Annotated in this window: 15 protein-coding genes; 8 read left to right on the forward strand and 7 right to left on the reverse strand. The window is 71.8% G+C overall.

Annotated elements, in window-relative coordinates; all coding sequences use genetic code 11:
- Positions 1-33 precede the first annotated feature (33 nt).
- On the reverse strand, positions 34-723 hold the full coding sequence (locus A6P39_RS30400) for a hypothetical protein (RefSeq protein ID WP_067042632.1): 690 nt from the start codon (positions 721-723) through the stop codon (positions 34-36).
- Between the two features lie 68 nt (positions 724-791).
- Positions 792-2132, reverse strand: coding sequence for a DUF2252 domain-containing protein (locus tag A6P39_RS30405; RefSeq protein ID WP_067042636.1), 1341 nt, complete (start codon positions 2130-2132; stop codon positions 792-794).
- Between the two features lie 217 nt (positions 2133-2349).
- Between A6P39_RS30405 and dnaE the strand changes: the two genes are divergently transcribed.
- Entirely contained in the window at positions 2350-5889 is a 3540-nt protein-coding gene (gene dnaE / locus A6P39_RS30410; RefSeq protein WP_067042640.1) for a DNA polymerase III subunit alpha, read from the forward strand.
- 132 nt (positions 5890-6021) lie between these two features.
- On the opposite strand, the gene A6P39_RS30415 is transcribed toward dnaE, so the two are convergent.
- The gene (locus A6P39_RS30415; RefSeq protein ID WP_199840741.1) at positions 6022-6198 is read right to left on the reverse strand and encodes a hypothetical protein; all 177 of its coding nucleotides are present in this window, start codon (positions 6196-6198) and stop codon (positions 6022-6024) included.
- A gap of 226 nt (positions 6199-6424) precedes the next feature.
- Here A6P39_RS30415 and A6P39_RS30420 point away from each other — a divergent pair, with 226 nt between their 5' ends.
- The 4 genes from A6P39_RS30420 (at position 6425) to A6P39_RS30435 (ending at position 10286) form a co-directional block, all read left to right on the forward strand.
- Complete coding sequence (locus A6P39_RS30420) at positions 6425-7681, forward strand: NYN domain-containing protein (protein ID WP_067042643.1); 1257 nt, start codon at positions 6425-6427, stop codon at positions 7679-7681.
- 29 nt (positions 7682-7710) lie between these two features.
- Positions 7711-8724, forward strand: coding sequence for an ABC transporter ATP-binding protein (locus A6P39_RS30425; protein WP_079133244.1), 1014 nt, complete (start codon positions 7711-7713; stop codon positions 8722-8724).
- Between the two features lie 64 nt (positions 8725-8788).
- Positions 8789-9610, forward strand: coding sequence for an ABC transporter permease (locus A6P39_RS30430; RefSeq protein ID WP_067042649.1), 822 nt, complete (start codon positions 8789-8791; stop codon positions 9608-9610).
- A gap of 34 nt (positions 9611-9644) precedes the next feature.
- Entirely contained in the window at positions 9645-10286 is a 642-nt protein-coding gene (locus A6P39_RS30435; RefSeq protein ID WP_067042652.1) for an AAA family ATPase, read from the forward strand.
- 403 nt (positions 10287-10689) lie between these two features.
- On the opposite strand, the gene ybaK is transcribed toward A6P39_RS30435, so the two are convergent.
- From ybaK to A6P39_RS30455, 4 genes are all read right to left on the reverse strand, one after another.
- A complete protein-coding gene (ybaK, locus tag A6P39_RS30440; RefSeq protein WP_067042655.1) occupies positions 10690-11193 on the reverse strand; it encodes a Cys-tRNA(Pro) deacylase in 504 nt (167 codons plus the stop codon).
- A 9-nt stretch (positions 11194-11202) separates the two neighbouring features.
- Complete coding sequence (locus A6P39_RS30445) at positions 11203-11943, reverse strand: LON peptidase substrate-binding domain-containing protein (RefSeq protein WP_067042657.1); 741 nt, start codon at positions 11941-11943, stop codon at positions 11203-11205.
- An 11-nt stretch (positions 11944-11954) separates the two neighbouring features.
- Complete coding sequence (locus A6P39_RS30450; RefSeq protein ID WP_199840742.1) at positions 11955-13007, reverse strand: hypothetical protein; 1053 nt, start codon at positions 13005-13007, stop codon at positions 11955-11957.
- Between the two features lie 122 nt (positions 13008-13129).
- Positions 13130-14707 carry an oxidoreductase gene (locus tag A6P39_RS30455; protein WP_067042660.1) on the reverse strand — a complete coding sequence of 526 codons (1578 nt, stop codon included), beginning with the start codon at positions 14705-14707 and terminating at the stop codon, positions 13130-13132.
- A gap of 163 nt (positions 14708-14870) precedes the next feature.
- Between A6P39_RS30455 and hisD the strand changes: the two genes are divergently transcribed.
- From hisD to hisB, 3 genes are read left to right on the forward strand one after another with little or no spacing between them, the layout of a single operon-like run.
- Entirely contained in the window at positions 14871-16196 is a 1326-nt protein-coding gene (gene hisD, locus A6P39_RS30460; RefSeq protein ID WP_067042662.1) for a histidinol dehydrogenase, read from the forward strand.
- Complete coding sequence (locus A6P39_RS30465; protein WP_067042665.1) at positions 16193-17305, forward strand: histidinol-phosphate transaminase; 1113 nt, start codon at positions 16193-16195, stop codon at positions 17303-17305. The genes hisD and A6P39_RS30465 overlap by 4 nt, the downstream gene beginning before the upstream one ends.
- Positions 17302-17895: an imidazoleglycerol-phosphate dehydratase HisB gene (gene hisB, locus A6P39_RS30470; protein ID WP_067042668.1), complete on the forward strand. Its 594-nt coding sequence runs from the start codon at positions 17302-17304 to the stop codon at positions 17893-17895. Before A6P39_RS30465 ends, hisB begins: the two co-directional genes overlap by 4 nt.
- The last annotated feature ends 2 nt before the right edge of the window (positions 17896-17897 follow it).

Below are 17897 nucleotides of genomic sequence, written 5' to 3' on the forward strand. Positions count from 1 at the left end.
TACGCGGGATACGTGTGGGGGAGTTGGTCGTGCTCAGGCGAATGCCGGTGAGCACGGCGGTCCACGCCGTCCCAGGGAGTGCACGAGGAGCCGGTCGCGGGCCACGACCGGTCGCGGGGCGGGGCGGGGCAGCCGGCGGACCGGCCGGCGCCGCACGCCCACCGCGGCGACCGCCAGCAGCAGCGGCCGGACCGCTGTCGAAGCGGTGGCGCCGACCGCGCGCAGCAGCTGGGCCAGCGCCCGCTCGCCCCGGCGCAGCCAGGCCGCGGCCAGCAGGCCCACGCCGACGTGCACGGCGAGCAGCAGCCAGGCGGCGGCCGGGGTGGCGTGCGCGAGCAGCGCGGCCGAGCGGCCCGGGCCGCCGGTCATCTGCGCGAGCGGGGTGCCCACCCGCCCGTCGCACAGCACGTCGAAGCCGAACGCGTGCAGCGGCCCCGCGACCGGGCCGCCCGCCCGGCCGTAGCAGGCGTGCTGGCCGGTGGTGAACACCGTGTCGGCGGTCAGCTCCAGCGGGACCAGCAGGGCCGCGATCCGGCCGAAGCCCCGCTCACGGCCCGCCAGCGCGTACGCGGTGACGAAGACCCCGGCGGCCACCGCCGCCACCGTCGCGGCCGGCAGCGGGGCCCGGGACAGCAGTACGTGCGACGCGGTGCTGAGCGTCACGACGAAGGCCGTGAACAGCGCCGCGCGCACGGCTCTGAGCTGGGTCCCGGATATGTCCATAGCGAAACAAGAGTGTGGCACGTACGCGAGTAAGGGACTCCTAAAGAGTGCCTGTGAGTCCGGGAAGGTTACAGCCCCGGAATCCGGCCGTTGCGGAACAGGTCGACGAAGATCTGGTGGTCCGCACGCGCGCGTGCGCCGTACCTGTGCGCGAAGTCCACCAGGACGGGCGCGAAGCCCTCCTCGTCGGCCGCGATCGCCGCGTCGATGGCCCGCTCGGTGGAGAACGGCACCAGGGACTCGCCGGACTGGTCGTCCGCCGCCGCGTGCATCGCCGCCGTGGCCCGGCCGAGGTCGGCGACGACCTGCGCGATCTGTTCGGGCTCGTCGATGTCGCTCCAGTCCAGGTCGACGGCGTACGGCGAGACCTCGGCGACCAGCTGGCCCGCGCCGTCCAGCTCGGTCCAGCCCAGCCACGGGTCGGCGTGCGCCTGCAGCGCGCGCTGGGAGATCACCGTGCGGTGGCCCTCGTGCTGGAAGTACCCGGCGATGGCCGGATCCGTGATGTGCCGGGAGACGGCCGGGGTCTGGGCCTGCTTGATGTAGATCACGACATCGTTCTCCAGGGCGTCGCTGTGGCCCTCCAGAAGGATGTTGTACGACGGCAGGCCCGCCGAGCCGATGCCGATGCCCCGGCGGCCGACGACGTCCTTCACCCGGTAGGAGTCCGGCCGGGAGAGCGAGGAGTCGGGGAGGGTCTCCAGATAGCCGTCGAAGGCGGCCAGGACCTTGTAGCGGGTCGCGGCGTCCAGCTCGATGGCGCCGCCGTCCGGCGCGAAGCGGCGCTCGTACTCGCGGATCTCGGTCATCGACTCCAGCAGTTCGAAACGGGTCAGCGAACGGGCGGCGCGCAGGGCGCCCAGCAGCGGGCCCTCCGCGGTGTCCAGCGTGAACGGCGGCACCTCGTCGCTCTTCGCGCCCGTGGCCAGGGCGTGGATGCGCTCCCGGTAGGCGAGCGCGTAGATCCGCACCAGCTCGGTGATCTGCTCGTCGCTGAGCGCCTTCGCGTACCCGATGAGCGCGATCGAGGCCGAAAAGCGCTCGAGGTCCCAGGTGAACGGGCCGACGTAGGCCTCGTCGAAGTCGTTGACGTTGAAGACCAGGCGGCCGCCCGCGTCCATGTACGTGCCGAAGTTCTCCGCGTGCAGGTCGCCGTGGATCCACACGCGCGAGGTGCGGTCGTCCAGGAACGGGCCGCCCCGCTTCGAACCGAACTCATGGTTCGCGCTCAGGTCGTGGTAGAAGAGGCACGCCGTGCCGCGGTAGAACGCGAACGCCGAGGCCGCCATCTTCCGGAACTTCACCCGGAACGCGGCCGGGTCGGCGGCCAGGAGCCGGCCGAAGGCGGTGTCGAAGACGGCGAGGATCTCCTCGCCGCGCTGCTCGTCGCTGAGCTGGGGGACCGACATCGCTGGGTGCCTCCTGGTGCGGTGCATGAATGTGCATGAACGGGTACGACAGCGCTTCCGCCGTCTCCAACGGGCGACGCCACGCGGGAGTGCCCGGTTCCCGCACGAAGGTACGCAGAGACTCGCCGCGAGTGTCAGTCCCGGGGCATAGACTTCGACGCTGACCCCAGAACCGTCCGCCCGCCCGTCCCCCAGTGTTTCCGTTGGAGGCCATACCGTGTCAAAGCCGCCCTTCACGCACCTGCACGTCCACACCCAGTACTCGCTGCTGGACGGTGCCGCGCGGCTCAAGGACATGTTCAACGCCTGCAACGAGATGGGCATGACGCACATCGCCATGTCCGACCACGGCAACCTCCACGGGGCGTACGACTTCTTCCACTCCGCGAAGAAGGCCGGAATCACCCCGATCATCGGGATCGAGGCGTATGTCGCCCCCGAGTCCCGGCGCAACAAGCGCAAGATCCAGTGGGGCCAGCCGCACCAGAAGCGGGACGACGTCTCCGGCTCCGGCGGTTACACCCACAAGACGATGTGGGCGGTGAACAAGACCGGTCTGCACAACCTCTTCCGCCTCTCCTCGGACGCCTACGCCGAGGGCTGGCTGCAGAAGTGGCCCCGGATGGACAAGGAGACCATCGCCCAGTGGTCCGAGGGCATCGTCGCCTCCACCGGCTGCCCCTCGGGCGAGGTCCAGACCCGGCTGCGCCTCGGCCAGGAGGAGGAGGCGCTCAAGGCGGCCGCCGACTACCAGGACATCTTCGGCAAGGACCGGTACTTCCTGGAGCTGATGGACCACGGCATCGACATCGAGCACCGGGTGCGCGAGGGCCTCCTGGAGATCGGCAGGAAGCTCGGCATCCCCCCGCTGGTCACCAACGACTCGCACTACACGTACGCGCACGAGGCCGGCGCCCACGACGCCCTGCTGTGCATCCAGACCGGCAAGAACCTCTCCGACCCCGACCGCTTCAAGTTCGACGGCACCGGCTACTACCTGAAGTCCACGGACGAGATGTACGCCATCGACTCCTCGGACGCCTGGCAGCAGGGCTGCGCCAACACGCTCCTGGTCGCCGAGATGGTCGACACCGAGGGCATGTTCGAGAAGCGCGACCTCATGCCCAAGTTCGACATCCCCGAGGGCTACACCGAGGTCACCTGGTTCAAGGAGGAGGTCCGCCGCGGCATGGAGCGCCGCTTCCCCGGCGGCATCCCCGAGGACCGCCAGAAGCAGGCCGACTACGAGATGGACGTCATCATCTCGATGGGCTTCCCGGGCTACTTCCTCGTCGTCGCCGACTTCATCATGTGGGCCAAGAACAACGGCATCGCCGTCGGCCCCGGCCGGGGCTCCGCGGCAGGCTCGATCGTCGCCTACGCCATGGGCATCACCGACCTCGACCCGATCCCGCACGGCCTGATCTTCGAGCGGTTCCTCAACCCCGAGCGCATCTCGATGCCCGATGTCGACATCGACTTCGACGAGCGCCGGCGCGTCGAGGTGATCCGGTACGTGACCGAGAAGTACGGCGCCGACAAGGTCGCCATGATCGGTACCTACGGCACCATCAAGGCCAAGAACGCGATCAAGGACTCCGCGCGCGTGCTGGGCTACCCGTACGCGATGGGCGACCGCATCACCAAGGCCATGCCCGCCGACGTCCTCGGCAAGGGCATCCCGCTGTCCGGCATCACCGACCCCTCCCATCCCCGCTACAGCGAGGCCGGCGAGGTCCGCGGGATGTACGAGAACGAGCCGGACGTGAAGAAGGTCATCGACACCGCGCGCGGTGTGGAGGGCCTGGTCCGGCAGATGGGCGTGCACGCCGCCGGCGTGATCATGTCCAGCGAGACCATCACCGAGCACGTCCCGGTGTGGGTGAGGCACACCGACGGCGTGACCATCACGCAGTGGGACTACCCGAGCTGCGAGTCGCTCGGCCTGCTGAAGATGGACTTCCTGGGCCTGCGCAACCTCACGATCATGGACGACGCCGTCAAGATGGTGAAGGCCAACAAGGGGATCGACATCGACCTCCTGGCCCTCCCGCTCGACGACCCGCAGACCTTCGATCTGCTCCAGCGCGGCGACACCCTCGGTGTCTTCCAGTTCGACGGCGGCCCCATGCGCTCGCTGCTGCGCCTGATGAAGCCGGACAACTTCGAAGACATCTCCGCCGTGTCTGCCCTGTACCGTCCGGGCCCGATGGGCATGAACTCCCACACGAACTACGCGCTGCGCAAGAACAAGCAGCAGGAGATCACGCCGATCCACAAGGAGCTGGAGGAGCCCCTCGAAGAGGTCCTGGCGGTCACCTACGGCCTGATCGTCTACCAGGAGCAGGTGCAGAAGGCCGCCCAGATCATCGCGGGCTACTCGCTCGGCGAGGCCGACATCCTCCGACGGGTGATGGGCAAGAAGAAGCCCGACGAGCTGGCCAAGAACTTCACCATCTTCCAGGCCGGCGCACGCAAGAACGGCTACAGCGACGAAGCCATCCAGGCCCTGTGGGACGTGCTGGTCCCCTTCGCCGGCTACGCGTTCAACAAGGCGCACTCCGCCGCGTACGGCCTGGTGTCGTACTGGACCGCCTACCTCAAGGCGAACCACCCCGCCGAGTACATGGCCGCCCTCCTCACGTCCGTCAAGGACGACAAGGACAAGTCGGCGATCTACCTCAACGAGTGCCGCCGCATGGGCATCAAGGTGCTCCCGCCGAACGTCAACGAGTCGGTGCACAACTTCGCCGCGCAGGGCGACGACGTGATCCTGTTCGGCCTGGAGGCCGTGCGCAACGTCGGTACGAACGTGGTCGAGTCGATCATCAAGAGCCGCAAGGCCAAGGGCAAGTACGCCTCCTTCCCCGACTACCTCGACAAGGTCGAGGCGGTCGCGTGCAACAAGCGCACCACGGAGTCGCTGATCAAGGCGGGGGCCTTCGACACCCTGGGACACACCCGCAAGGGACTCACGGCCCAGTACGAGCCGATGATCGACAACGTGGTCGCGGTCAAGCGCAAGGAGGCCGAGGGGCAGTTCGACCTGTTCGGCGGCATGGGCGAGGAGACCAGCAGCGAGCCCGGCTTCGGACTCGACGTGCAGTTCACCGACGAGGAGTGGGACAAGACCTATCTGCTCGCCCAGGAGCGCGAGATGCTCGGTCTGTACGTCTCCGACCACCCGCTCTTCGGTCTGGAGCACGTGCTGTCCGACAAGGCGGACGCGGGCATCGCCCAGCTCACCGGCGGCGAGCACGCGGACGGCGCGGTCGTCACCATCGGCGGCATCATCTCCGGCCTGCAGCGCAAGATGACCAAGCAGGGCAACGCCTGGGCGATCGCCACGGTCGAGGACCTCGCCGGCTCCATCGAGTGCATGTTCTTCCCTGCGACCTACCAGCTGGTGTCGACCCAACTCGTCGAGGACGCCGTGGTGTTCGTCAAGGGCCGCCTCGACAAGCGCGAGGACGTGCCCCGGCTCGTCGCCATGGAGCTGATGGTCCCGGACCTGTCCAACGCGGGCACCAACGCGCCCGTGATCCTCACGATTCCGGCCACCAGGGTCACCCCGCCCATGGTCAGCCGCCTCGGCGAGATCCTCAGCCACCACAAGGGCGACAGCGAGGTCCGCATCAAGCTGCAGGGCCCGCGCAAGACCACCGTGCTGCGCCTGGACCGGCACCGGGTCAAGCCCGACCCGGCGCTGTTCGGCGACCTGAAGGTCCTCCTCGGCCCGTCCTGCCTGGCGGGCTAGCGAAGCCCACTGCCCGGCGGTCAGGGAGAGCCCCCTGCCCGGCGGTCAGGGAGCGGAGGCACGCGAGGGGCGCACCCGCGGCGGGTGCGCCCCTCGTCATGTGCCTGGGCTCAAGTGCCCTTTATGCAGATGTCAGTTGTGGCCGAAGCGCTTCTGCCGGCCCTTGCGCGCCACGTCCGCGGGCGTCATCTGGGAGAGGTGCTGCTCGCTCCGCGCCTCCGCCGAGGACTTGTGGACCTGCTCCTGCCCGTGCTCGGCCTGCGAGGCGCGCTGCTGCTGGCTTCGGTCCTGTTTCTTGTTCTTGGCCATGGTGATCTGCCTCCTGTGGGGGATCTGGGGGCCAGAGCCGGGACCAGATTCACATACGCTTACATCCAGCGCATTTCGGATAATTACCGTGCGTGACAGGGTGGGTGGGCGCTCGCGCACCGCAAACGCCACGCCGAAGATCGAGTTCGGGCCGTTAACCCCCGCGAGGTCGGGCAGACTCGAAGGAAGTCCTTGAGCAAAGCCTCCCGGGAAGAGGGTGAGTCGCGTGGACCGCTGCATCGTCCTGGTGGACGCCGGGTATCTGCTGGGCGCAGCCGCCAGCCTCCTCGCCGGTGAGCCCTCGCGGTCCCGGATCACCGTCGACCACACCGCGCTGATCCAGGCGCTGCGCGAACGGGCGGAGTCGGACACCGAGCGTCCGCTGCTGCGCATCTACTGGTTCGACGGCGCCCCCGACCGCGTCCCCCAGCCGGAGCACCGCCGGCTGCGGGTGATGCCCCGGGTCACCGTCCGGCTCGGCGCCCTCACCCGCAGCGACGGACGCTGGGCACAGAAGGGCGTGGACGCGGCCATGCACGCCGAGCTGACCGAGCTGGCCCGCAACCGTGCCTGCTCCGACATCGTCCTCGTCACCGGCGACGGCGATCTGCTGCCCGGCATGATGGCCGCCAAGGAGCACGGCGTCGCTGTCCACCTGTGGGCCGTCCAGGCCGCCGACGGCGACTACAACCAGTCCGAGGACCTGGTCGCCGAGGCCGACGAGCGGCGGGTGCTGGACCGGGCCTGGATCACCCATGCCGTCCGCGCCAAGGAACTGAGCGGCGTCTGCGCCCCGCCGCCCGCCCCCCGCCCCGAGATCGCCGCGATCCTCTCCGCGCCCCTGCCCGAGTCCGCCCTCGCCGCGGCGGCCGAACGCCCCGTCGAGCAGGCCGCGCCGCCGGCCGCCGCGACCGAGAACGGCACCCAGGAGCGGGCCGCCGCACCCAAGGGCGTACCCACCCCGAAGGACCTCGCCGCCCTGCGCGCCCCCGGCACCCAGCCCGTCCAGCACCCCGCGACCGCGACCCTGCGCTGGTCCTCCGACAAGGGCTGGGTGGACCGCCCGGGCGTGGTCCCCGAGCCGCCCGAGGCCGCCGCCATGCCGACGCTGGCCCAGCTCACCACGGCCGAGCAGCGCTGGGCGGACCGGGAGGAGGACATCACCACGGTCGGCGGCGACCCGTACGAGGTGGGCCAGGTCTTCGCCCGGCGCTGGATCGCCCGGCTCGGCGAGCAGAGCCAGCTGCAGAAGCTGTCGCAGATGTACCCGCGCATCCCGCACCGCATCGACGGCGAGCTGCTGCGCTACGCGGCCCGGTTCGGGCTGCTCGCCCACAAGGACGACCAGATCGACGAGCACGACCGTTACGCCATCCGGGCGGGCTTCTGGCGGGAGATCGACGTACCCGCGGCGCCGGAGTCCGCGCCCGCCGGGGGACTGAACCCGGGCGGAACCCCCGTAGGCGGCCCCAAAGGCGAGTAAAGGCCCCGGACCCCGTACCCTCGTCCTTTGTGAATACGCGCGCGGTACAGGCCCCTCGGTATGACGAGGTCGTACGCGTGCGCGGGCTCGCCAAGACGTATCCGGCCGTCAAAGGACGGCGCGGCACCCCCGGCACGCCCGAGGTGCGGGCCACCGACGGGGTCGAGCTGGCCGTGCGGCGCGGCGAGGTCTTCGGGCTGCTCGGGCCGAACGGCGCCGGCAAGTCCACCCTCGTACGGCAGCTCACCGGCCTGCTGCGGCCGGACGCCGGCAGCGTCGAGATCCTCGGCCACGACATCGTGAAACACCCCGAGCGGGCCGCGCGCCTGCTCGCGTACCTCGGTCAGGAGTCCTCCGCGCTCGACGAGCTGACCGTCTCCCTCGCCGCCGAGACCACCGGACGCCTGCGCGGCCTCGACGTACGGGCCGCACGGGCCGAGCGGGACGCCGTGCTGGAGGAGCTGGGGCTCACGCCGATCGCCGGGCGGGCGCTGAAGAAGCTGTCCGGCGGGCAGCGGCGGCTCGCCTGCCTCGCCGCCGCCCTCGTCGGCGAGCGGCCGCTGCTCGTGCTGGACGAGCCGACCACCGGCATGGACCCGGTGGCCCGGCGCGCGGTCTGGGCGGCCGTGGACCGGCGGCGCGCCGAGCACGGTACGACCGTGCTGCTGGTCACCCACAACGTCATCGAGGCCGAGACCGTCCTGGACCGGGTCGCCGTCATCGACCAGGGCCGGGTCATCGCCTGCGACACCCCCGCCGGGCTGAAGGAACAGGTCGCCGACGAGGTGCGGGTCGAGCTGGTGTGGCGGGAGCGGGCGCCGCTGGAGGTGCCCGAGGTCGCAGCCCTGCGCGAGCGCGCGGCGGAGTCCGGCCGGCGCTGGACGCTCCGGCTCGCGCCCGAGGAGGCCCGCGCCGTCGTGGCCACGGTGACCGGTGGCGCCGCCTTCGCCGCCCTGGACGACTTCACGCTCGCCACGCCCAGCCTGGAGGACGTCTACCTGGCGCTCGGCGGCGCGGCCCGGCAGGGGCTGGTGAAGGCATGAGCGCACGGGCCGCGGAATGCGTATGGGTGTACGCGACTGCCGTAGGGAAGAGGAGCAGCTCGACGTGAGTGTCGTACCCGCCCAGGTGCTGCCGGGCAGCGCCCGGGCCGTGCCCGAGACGGCACCGCAGGCGGCGCAGCTGGGACCGTCCGCACGGCTGTGGCCGGCGCTGGCGGCCGTCTACCGGGCGCAGCTGTCCCGGGCCCGGGTGGCACGGATCCCGCTGCTGTTCGTGGCCACCTTCCAGTCCGTCGGCATCACGGTGATGATGCGCGGCGTCGTCGACAGCGGCGCCGAGGCGCGGTCCGTGGTCGCCGGGTCGTCGGTGCTGGTCGTCGCGTACGTCGCGCTGAACCTGCTCGCGCAGTACTTCGGGCAGCTGCGGGCCAGCGGCGGGCTCGACCACTACGCCACGCTGCCGGTCCCGCCGGCCGCGGTGGTGCTGGGCGCGGCGGCCGCCTACGCCTCTTTCACGGTGCCGGGAACCCTGGTGACGGCCGTCTTCGGATGCGTGCTGTTCGGGCTGCCGCTGTCCAACCTGTGGATCCTGCTGGCCGTGATCCCGCTCGCCGGGGCCGCGCTGTCCGGGCTCGGCGCCGCCTGCGGGCTGCTCGCGCCGCGGCCCGAACTGGCCACGCTCCTCGGCCAGCTGGGCATGTCCGCGGCGCTGCTGCTCGGGGTGCTGCCGGCCGACCGGATGCCGGAGATCGTCCGGCTGGCGCGGGACCTGCTGCCGTCGACGTACGGCGTGGAGGCGTACGCCCGGACCTTCGGGGCGCACCCGGACTGGGCCGTGGTCCTCGTCGACCTGGGCGTGTGCGCAGGTGTCGGGGTGGTCTCGCTGGCCGTGGCGGCCCGGGCGTACCGCCGGGCCGCCGTCCGGTGACGCGGGGCACAACGCGACCTGGCACGATGTCAGGGTGACCGCACCGCTGACTCCGCCACCGCCACCGCACGACAACACCCCGCACCAGGTCTGGCAGGCACCGCCTGCGCAGGCGCCGGGCGCGGGCACGTACGAACAGGACGGCCCCGGCATGAAGACGGAAGTGCGTGACGCCGCCGTGATCACGGTGGCGATGGTGCTGGGCGGGGTGCTGCTGGGGCTGCTGTGGTGGTGGCTGGCACCGCATGTGCCGCTGATCGGCGACGAGGTCGACAAGAGCTGGGTCGTCTACCTCAAGGACAGCGAGGGGGAGCAGGCGATCGGGGTGGACGGCACGTTCACCCTGCTGGGGCTGGGCTTCGGACTGGTCAGCGGGCTGGCGGCGTTTCTGCTGCGACGGTGCGGGGGTGTGCCGCTCGTGGTGGCACTGGGCATAGGCGGGCTGCTCGGGTCGCTGCTGGCGTGGCGGCTCGGGATGTGGCTCGGGCCCGGCTCCGACGTGATAGCGCACGCGAAGGCCGTGGGCAAGGGGGTCACCTTCTCCGCGCCGCTGAAGCTCGGGGCGAAGGGGGCGCTGCTGGCCTGGCCGTTCGCCGCGCTGGTCGTGCACCTCGGGCTGACCGCGGCGTTCGGACCCCGGGACCCCGAGCCGGACTACGGGGCGCCCCTGCCGTAGGCCAGTCCGCGACCGTCGCCGCGGGCCGAACCCGGCGCGCCGACCGGGAACCTCTGTCGGCCGGGTACGTCTGTCGGCTGGGGGAGACCTGTTGGCCGGAAAGCCCCGCCGGCCGGTAAGCGGGCCCGTCGGCCGAGAGCACGCGTCGGCCGGGAACAGCTGCCGCCCGAGATGGCGCCCGCAGGCCACGATGGTGCTCGCCAGCCGAGATGGTGCTCGTCGGCCAGGAAAGGCGTCCGTCGGCCGAGAGGGCGCCCGTCTGTCGGGAACGTCACGCCTGTCGGTCAGGAACGCCCGTAGGCCGAGATGGCGCCCGCCAGCCGAGATGGTGCTCGTCGGCTAGGAAGGCGCCCGCCAGCCGAGATGGTGCCCCTCGGCCGGGAACGCCCCCCCCGGTGGCGTCTCAGGCTCGGCCCACTGGGGCCAGTACCGCGTTCGTGAGCTTTGCCAGGTCGCCTGGGGTCAGCTCCACCTCCAGGCCCCGCCTGCCTGCCGACACGCAGATCGTCTCGTGCGCCTCGGCCGAGTCGTCCAGCACCGTCGGCAGCCGCTTGCGCTGGCCGAGCGGGGAGATGCCGCCGCGGACGTAGCCCGTCGTCCGCTCCGCGAGGGCCGGGTCGGCCATGGCCGCGCGCTTGCCGCCGACCGCCGCCGCGAGGGCCTTGAGGTCCAGGGAGCCGGAGACCGGGACCACGGCCACCGTCAGGGCGCCGTCGACGTCGGCGAGCAGCGTCTTGAAGACACGGTCGGGGGAGACACCCATCGCCTCGGCCGCCTCCTCGCCGTAGGACGGGTGGGCCGGGTCGTGGTCGTAGGAGTGGACCGTGAAGTCCACCCCGGCCGCCGTCAGGGCGACGGTCGCGGGAGTCCCCCCGGACTGCTGCTGCTTCTTCTGCTTCTTCGCCATCAGGCTTCCTCAGTTCAGACTCGTCGGCGTCCGCGTCAGCTCGAACGCGGGCAGCGACGGCAGGCTACGGATGATGGCGGTCTCGGCGCGAAGGAGTTTCAGCTCGTCCCGCAGGCGCGAGGCGGTGTCCGGCGCCTGCAGCAACCGTTGCTTGGTCGGCGTGTCGTGCACCATCGCGGCGGCCACCAGGTACGACACCACGCTCGGGTCGTCCGGCAGCTCGGCGCCCGAGGACAGCGAGCGCTCACGGGCCCCGGCCAGCCGCTTCTGGTACTGCCGGAAGGAGCGCAGCACCCCCTCGGCCAGCGCGCCCGCCTCGTCGCCCGGTTCCTCCGGCAGTTCCTCGAGTTCCGCCGTGAGGAAGGGACCCGACGCGTCCACGGACTGCAGCCGTACCCGGCTCGTCCCCGTCGCGAGCACCTCGAAGCCGCCGTCGGCCCGCTCCCGGATCGTCGCCGCGTCCGCCACACAGCCCACCCCGTGGAAGGCCTTGAGCGGATCCGGGCCGAAGCCGGCGGCCGGCCCCCGGTCGGGCTGGGCCGTGGGGTCCGGCATGCCTGGGGCGCTCGGCGCCACCTCGTAGCCGTCGCGGATCGCCACGACGGCGAACCGGCGCGGCTCGTCCTCGGGGGCCTTGAGCAACTCGCGCATCATGGCGCGGTAGCGCTCCTCGAAGACGTTCAGCGGCAGCACGAGTCCCGGGAACAGCACGGTGTTCAGCGGGAACAGCGGGAGACGGACGGTGGTCACGGCGCCCCAGCCTAGTGGTCGACGGCGCGAACGTGTCCGCCGTGCTTGCCGAGCAGGGCCCCGGACCAGGCCGCGGGCCCCGCGGGCAGCGGCTGCGGAAGGGGCGACAGCAGGTGTGCGCGCAGCCGCAGGAAGTGGCCGAGCGGGTCGTCGGAGCACCGGTCCCATGGGAAGGACGTGGCGTACGGGCCGATCAGGGCGAGCTGGGCGCGGGCGTCCTGCCAGCGCTCCAGGCGCACGAGGACGTACAGCAGCTTGTTGCGGATCCCGGCGGACCAGGGGTCGTCCGCCGGGAAGCGGGCGGACAGTGCGACCGCGCTGTCCGCGGCGGCCTCCAGCCGGGCGCGCGGCACCTGGGGACCGCAGCCGTCGGTCAGATAGCCGAAGGCCGCGCGGGCCGGCAGCGCCTGGACGAACGAGTCGGCCGGGGCGTCCTGCGCGGCCCGGTCGGCGAAGTCGAGGCACTCGCCGTGCGCGCCGTGCCAGGAGGCGGCCAGGTAGCGCAGCGCGGCCACATGGCAGCCGTGATGGTGCGGGGCGCGCCGGACGGCCGCCTCCCACAGCTCCTCGACATAGCGGTGCCCGGCCCGGGAGCCGCGCGCGTGGTCCAGCGCGATCCGCCAGGGCACCGGATCACGGTCGTCGGCCCGGGCGGCGGCGGTGATCAGCGGGCTCACCTCGCGCAGCAGCTCGGCGCGGGCCGGCGAGGGCCAGGCACGGTCCACCGCCAGCTGGGCCCCGACCAGCAGCGCGCCGGGGTCCCGCGGGGCGGTCGTGCACCAGGCCTCGAACCACTCGGGGCGTGAGCGGGCGAAGGCGGCCAGGTGCCGTACGTACCGGTCGTGGTTCTCCCAGGCGGCCGCGGCACGGGTGGCGGCCAGCAGGGCGGCCGCCGTGTCGTACTCGCCCCGGGCGGCCGCGACCAGCGCGGGGGAGAGGCGGTTGTCGGGCGCGTCGAGCACGGCCTCGTCCCCGGCCGCGGGCAGGCCGGCCGGGTGCGCGGAGCGTTTGGTCATCCGGGCCCAGCGGATGAACGAAGGCAGCGGAGCCATGGTGTCGACCATTGAAAGTCCGCAGGTCGGGGGCGCGCCAGAGGGTTCGGGCAAGTCCGGAAAAGTTGTACGGCGCAGGGTCAAGGAGGGGTAAAGGTGACGGCCCGGTCGCCGTCCCGCAAGCGCACTCGCGTTCAGTTCCGTCGCAGCAGCCGCGTCGCTCCCGCGGCCACCGTCGTCGCGAGTATCCAGCCGAGCAGGATCATCGCGCTCGCCAGCCACGCCCAGCCGCCGTGCAGCTGCCAGTCGCCGGCCTGGCCCAGGTCGATCACCGGCAGCAGCAGGTCCAGGGTGAACAGGGCCGGGCTCCAGAACGGATGCTCGTCGCGGCTCCGCGGCGCATGGCCGGCGTGCGCGAAGGCCAGCGTGCCCGCTGCCCACAGCACCGCCATCCACACCGCGGCCCGGCCCGGCCGGTAGCCGTAGGCGACCGTCCAGTCCTGGACATAGCCCAGCACCTTGGCGGCGAGCGGCAGCGTCTCGCGGCGCCGGCGCTGCTTGGCGAGCAGCACCTCGCGCGCGTCCTCGTCCTCCCCGGCCGCGCGCAGCACCGTCGCCAGCCGCTCGTACGGCTCCGGGGCGTACTCCGCGGTGGCCGCCGCCACCCAGTCCAGGCGCCGGGTCAGCGGGAAGGGGCCCTGCGGCACCAGGTTCTCGTAGGTGAACCCGGCCATGTGCAGGTTGCCGGCCCCCGGCCAGGCGCCCGCGCGGTCCACCAGGTTGACGATCCGCGCCCCGGACAGCACGACCTTGCCGTGCTGCGGCCTGTCCCCGAGGAAGCGCAGCTCGGGCGAGTGCACCCGGCGCAGCGACAGCTCCTGGTCGTCGCCGAAGGCGAACCGCGCCCGCTCCAGGTCGACCGCGTCCCCGAACCGCCCGTCGTCCAGCCGTATCCCGCCCCGGCACTCGAAGCGCTGGATCCGCGTCCCGCGCGCGGGTGTCGTGCCGCTCAGCAGCGGGCTGCCCACGCCGGCCGGGGTCAGGTACAGGGTGCGCTCGACGGTCAGCTGGGGGGCGTTCAGGGCCAGCCGGCCGTACGCGTTGGAGAGTCTCGCGCCCCGCAGGCTGAGCGACACGCCGACCTTGGCGCCGCGCAGACTCAGCTCGCCGTGCGACTCCAGCATCTCCGCCTGGAGGTCCTGGCCCACGGTCAGACCGTCCGCCGTGATCGACCGGCCGCTGCGGCCGCGGTACACGACGGCCTCGTTGAGCAGCAGATCGGTGCCGATGTGCGCGTCGGTCAGCCGGATCCCGTTCTGGAAGCGGCAGCGCGGCAGGTGCAGGTCGCCCTCGGTGTGCACCCGGGCCGCCTCCAGCCGCGGCACCGCGCAGCCCACCAGGCGCAGGGTCGTGAACCGGGCCTCCGGCAGCAACACCTCGCCGTCGAAGCGGCAGTCGCGCAGCTCCACGTACGGCAGGACCGTGCCGCCCGCCAGGTCCAGCGAGCCGGTGACCCGGACGCCGACGAGCTTCAGGGAGGACACCCGGCCCGCGAGCGCCGGCGGTCCGTCCAGCAGCAGCCAGCACACGATCCGCGCCCGCACGCTCCGCTCGGGCCCCCAGGGATGCCCGCCGTGCGGATCGTCCACGACGGCGTCCCCGCTGCTCAGGTCGTACACGCTGCCGTTGCGGAAGGCCTGCCACATGCCCGCCTCGGCCGCCGTCAGCTCCTCCGGCACGTCCCCGGCACGGAAGCCGGCCCCCTCGGTCACCGCTGGTCCTTCTCCCTCCACAGCGTTCGTACAGCCGTTCATGCCCGCTGAGTGACTGCCGGAACACTAGAGGTGAAGGTGATCTTCCGAGTTCGGCCACGTTCTGTATCAGCCATTGATACGCGCGCACGACTCGCGACCCCGGTCTGAGAGAATTGAGTCCGTGATCTCCCGAATCGATCTGCGCGGCGACGCCCTTCCCGAGGGCCCCGCCCTGCGCGACCTGCTGCCCCGAGCCGACTTCGACGTTCAGGCCGCCCTGGAGAAGGTGCGTCCGATCTGCGAGGCCGTGCATCATCGTGGCGACGCGGCGCTGATCGACTTCGCCGAGAAGTTCGACGGAGTACGGCTGGAATCCGTCCGTGTGCCGGCCCAGGCGCTCGCCGACGCGCTGGCCGCCCTCGACCCGGCCGTGCGCGCCGCGCTCGAGGAGTCCATCCGCCGCGCCCGCCTGGTCCACCGCGAGCAGCGCCGCGCGACGCACACCACCCAGGTGGTGCCCGGCGGCTCGGTGACCGAGAAGTGGGTGCCGGTCGAGCGTGTCGGTCTGTACGCGCCCGGTGGCCGCTCGGTGTACCCGTCCTCCGTGGTCATGAACGTCGTACCGGCCCAGGAGGCCGGGGTCGGGTCCATCGCGCTCGCCTCCCCGCCGCAGGCCGGCTTCGGCGGCCTGCCGCACCCGACGATCCTCGCCGCGTGCGCCCTGCTCGGCGTGGACGAGGTCTACGCCGCCGGCGGCGCCACCGCCGTCGCGATGTTCGCCTACGGCACCGAGTCCTGCGCCCCGGCGAACATGGTCACCGGCCCCGGCAACATCTGGGTCGCCGCCGCCAAGCGCTTCTTCACCGGCAAGATCGGTATCGACGCCGAGGCCGGCCCGACCGAGATCGCGATCCTCGCCGACGACAGCGCCGACCCGGTGCACGTGGCCGCGGACCTGATCAGCCAGGCCGAGCACGACCCGCTCGCGGCGGCCGTCCTCGTCACCGACTCCGTCGAGCTGGCGGACGCGGTGGACAAGGAGCTGGCGCCGCAGGTCGCGGCCACCAGGCACGTCGAGGACCGGATCGTGCCCGCGCTGGAGGGCCGGCAGTCCGCGATCGTCCTCGTGGACGGCCTCGAGGAGGGCCTGCGCGTGGTCGACGCGTACGGCGCCGAGCACCTGGAGATCCAGACGGCGGACGCCGCCGCGGTGGCCGACCGGGTGAAGAACGCGGGCGCGATCTTCATCGGCCCCTGGGCCCCCGTCTCGCTCGGCGACTACGCGGCCGGCTCCAACCACGTCCTGCCCACCGGCGGCTGCGCCTGTCACTCCTCGGGCCTGTCCGTCCAGTCCTTCCTGCGCGGTATCCACATCGTGGACTACACGAAGGACGCGCTGGCCGAGGTCGCGCACCACGTGGTGACGCTGGCCGAGGCGGAGGACCTGCCCGCGCACGGTGCGGCGATCAAGGCGAGGTTCGGCTGGAAGGTACCCGAGAGCAAGTGAGCGACGTGAGGATCGACGATCTTCCCGTACGGGACGAACTGCGCGGCAAGACCCCCTACGGCGCGCCCCAGTTGGACGTCCCTGTACGGCTGAACACCAACGAGAACCCCTACCCGCTGCCCGAGCCGCTGGTCGAGCGGATCACGGAGCGGGTGCGCGAGGCCGCCCGTGACCTGAACCGCTACCCGGACCGGGACGCGGTCCAGCTGCGCACCGAGCTGGCCAAGTACCTGACGAGGACCGGCAAGTACCCCCTCGGCATCGAGAACGTCTGGGCGGCCAACGGCTCCAACGAGGTCATCCAGCAGCTGCTGCAGACCTTCGGCGGACCGGGCCGCAGCGCGATCGGCTTCGAGCCGTCGTACTCGATGCACGCGCTCATCGCGCGCGGCACGGGCACCGGCTGGATCTCCGGGCCCCGGAACGAGGACTTCACGATCGACCTCGCCGCGGCCGAGCGTGCGATCGCCGCGCACCAGCCGGACGTCGTCTTCATCACGACCCCCAACAACCCCACCGGCAACGCGGTTCCGCCCGAGACCGTCCTCGCGCTGTACGAGGCGGCCCAGGCGGCCAAGCCGTCGATGGTGGTCGTGGACGAGGCGTACATCGAGTTCAGCCACGGCGACTCGCTGCTGCCGCTGCTGGAAGGCCGGCCGCACCTCGTCGTCTCCCGCACGATGTCGAAGGCGTTCGGCGCCGCGGGCCTGCGCCTCGGCTACCTCGCCGCCGACCCGGCGGTCGTGGACGCGGTCCAGCTCGTGCGGCTGCCGTACCACCTGTCGGCCGTCACCCAGGCGACCGCCCTGGCCGCCCTGGAGCACACCGACACCCTGCTGAAGTACGTCGAGCAGCTGAAGTCGGAGCGGGACCGGCTGGTCACCGAACTGCGCGCGATCGGCTTCGAAGTCATCGAATCCGACGCGAACTTCGTCCAGTTCGGCCGGTTCACGGACTCCCACGAGGCCTGGCGGAAGATCCTCGACCGGGGCGTCCTGGTCCGGGACAACGGCGTACCGGGGTGGCTGCGGGTGTCCGCCGGAACCCCGCAGGAGAACGACGCGTTCCTCGGCGCGGTCCGTGAAGTCAAGAAGGAGCCCCAGGCATGAGCCGCGTAGGCCGCACAGAACGTACGACGAAGGAGACGTCCGTCCTGGTCGAGATCGACCTCGACGGCACCGGGAAGACCGACATCGCCACCGGCGTCGGCTTCTACGACCACATGCTCGACCAGCTCGGCCGGCACGGTCTGTTCGACCTGACCGTGAAGACCGACGGCGACCTGCACATCGACTCCCACCACACCATCGAGGACACCGCCCTCGCGCTGGGCGCCGCCTTCAAGCAGGCCCTCGGAGACAAGGTGGGCATCTACCGCTTCGGCAACTGCACGGTCCCGCTGGACGAGTCCCTCGCCCAGGTGACGGTCGACCTGTCCGGCCGCCCGTACCTCGTGCACACCGAGCCCGAGAACATGGCGCCGATGATCGGCGAGTACGACACGACGATGACCCGGCACATACTGGAGTCCTTCGTCGCCCAGGCGCAGATCGCGCTGCACGTGCACGTGCCGTACGGGCGCAACGCGCACCACATCGTGGAGTGCCAGTTCAAGGCGCTGGCCCGGGCGCTGCGCTACGCCTCCGAGCGCGACCCGCGCGCGGCCGGCATCCTCCCCTCCACGAAGGGCGCGCTGTAAAC

Origin of the sequence: Streptomyces sp. FXJ1.172 (assembly GCF_001636945.3) — a bacterium.
GTDB lineage: Bacteria > Actinomycetota > Actinomycetes > Streptomycetales > Streptomycetaceae > Streptomyces.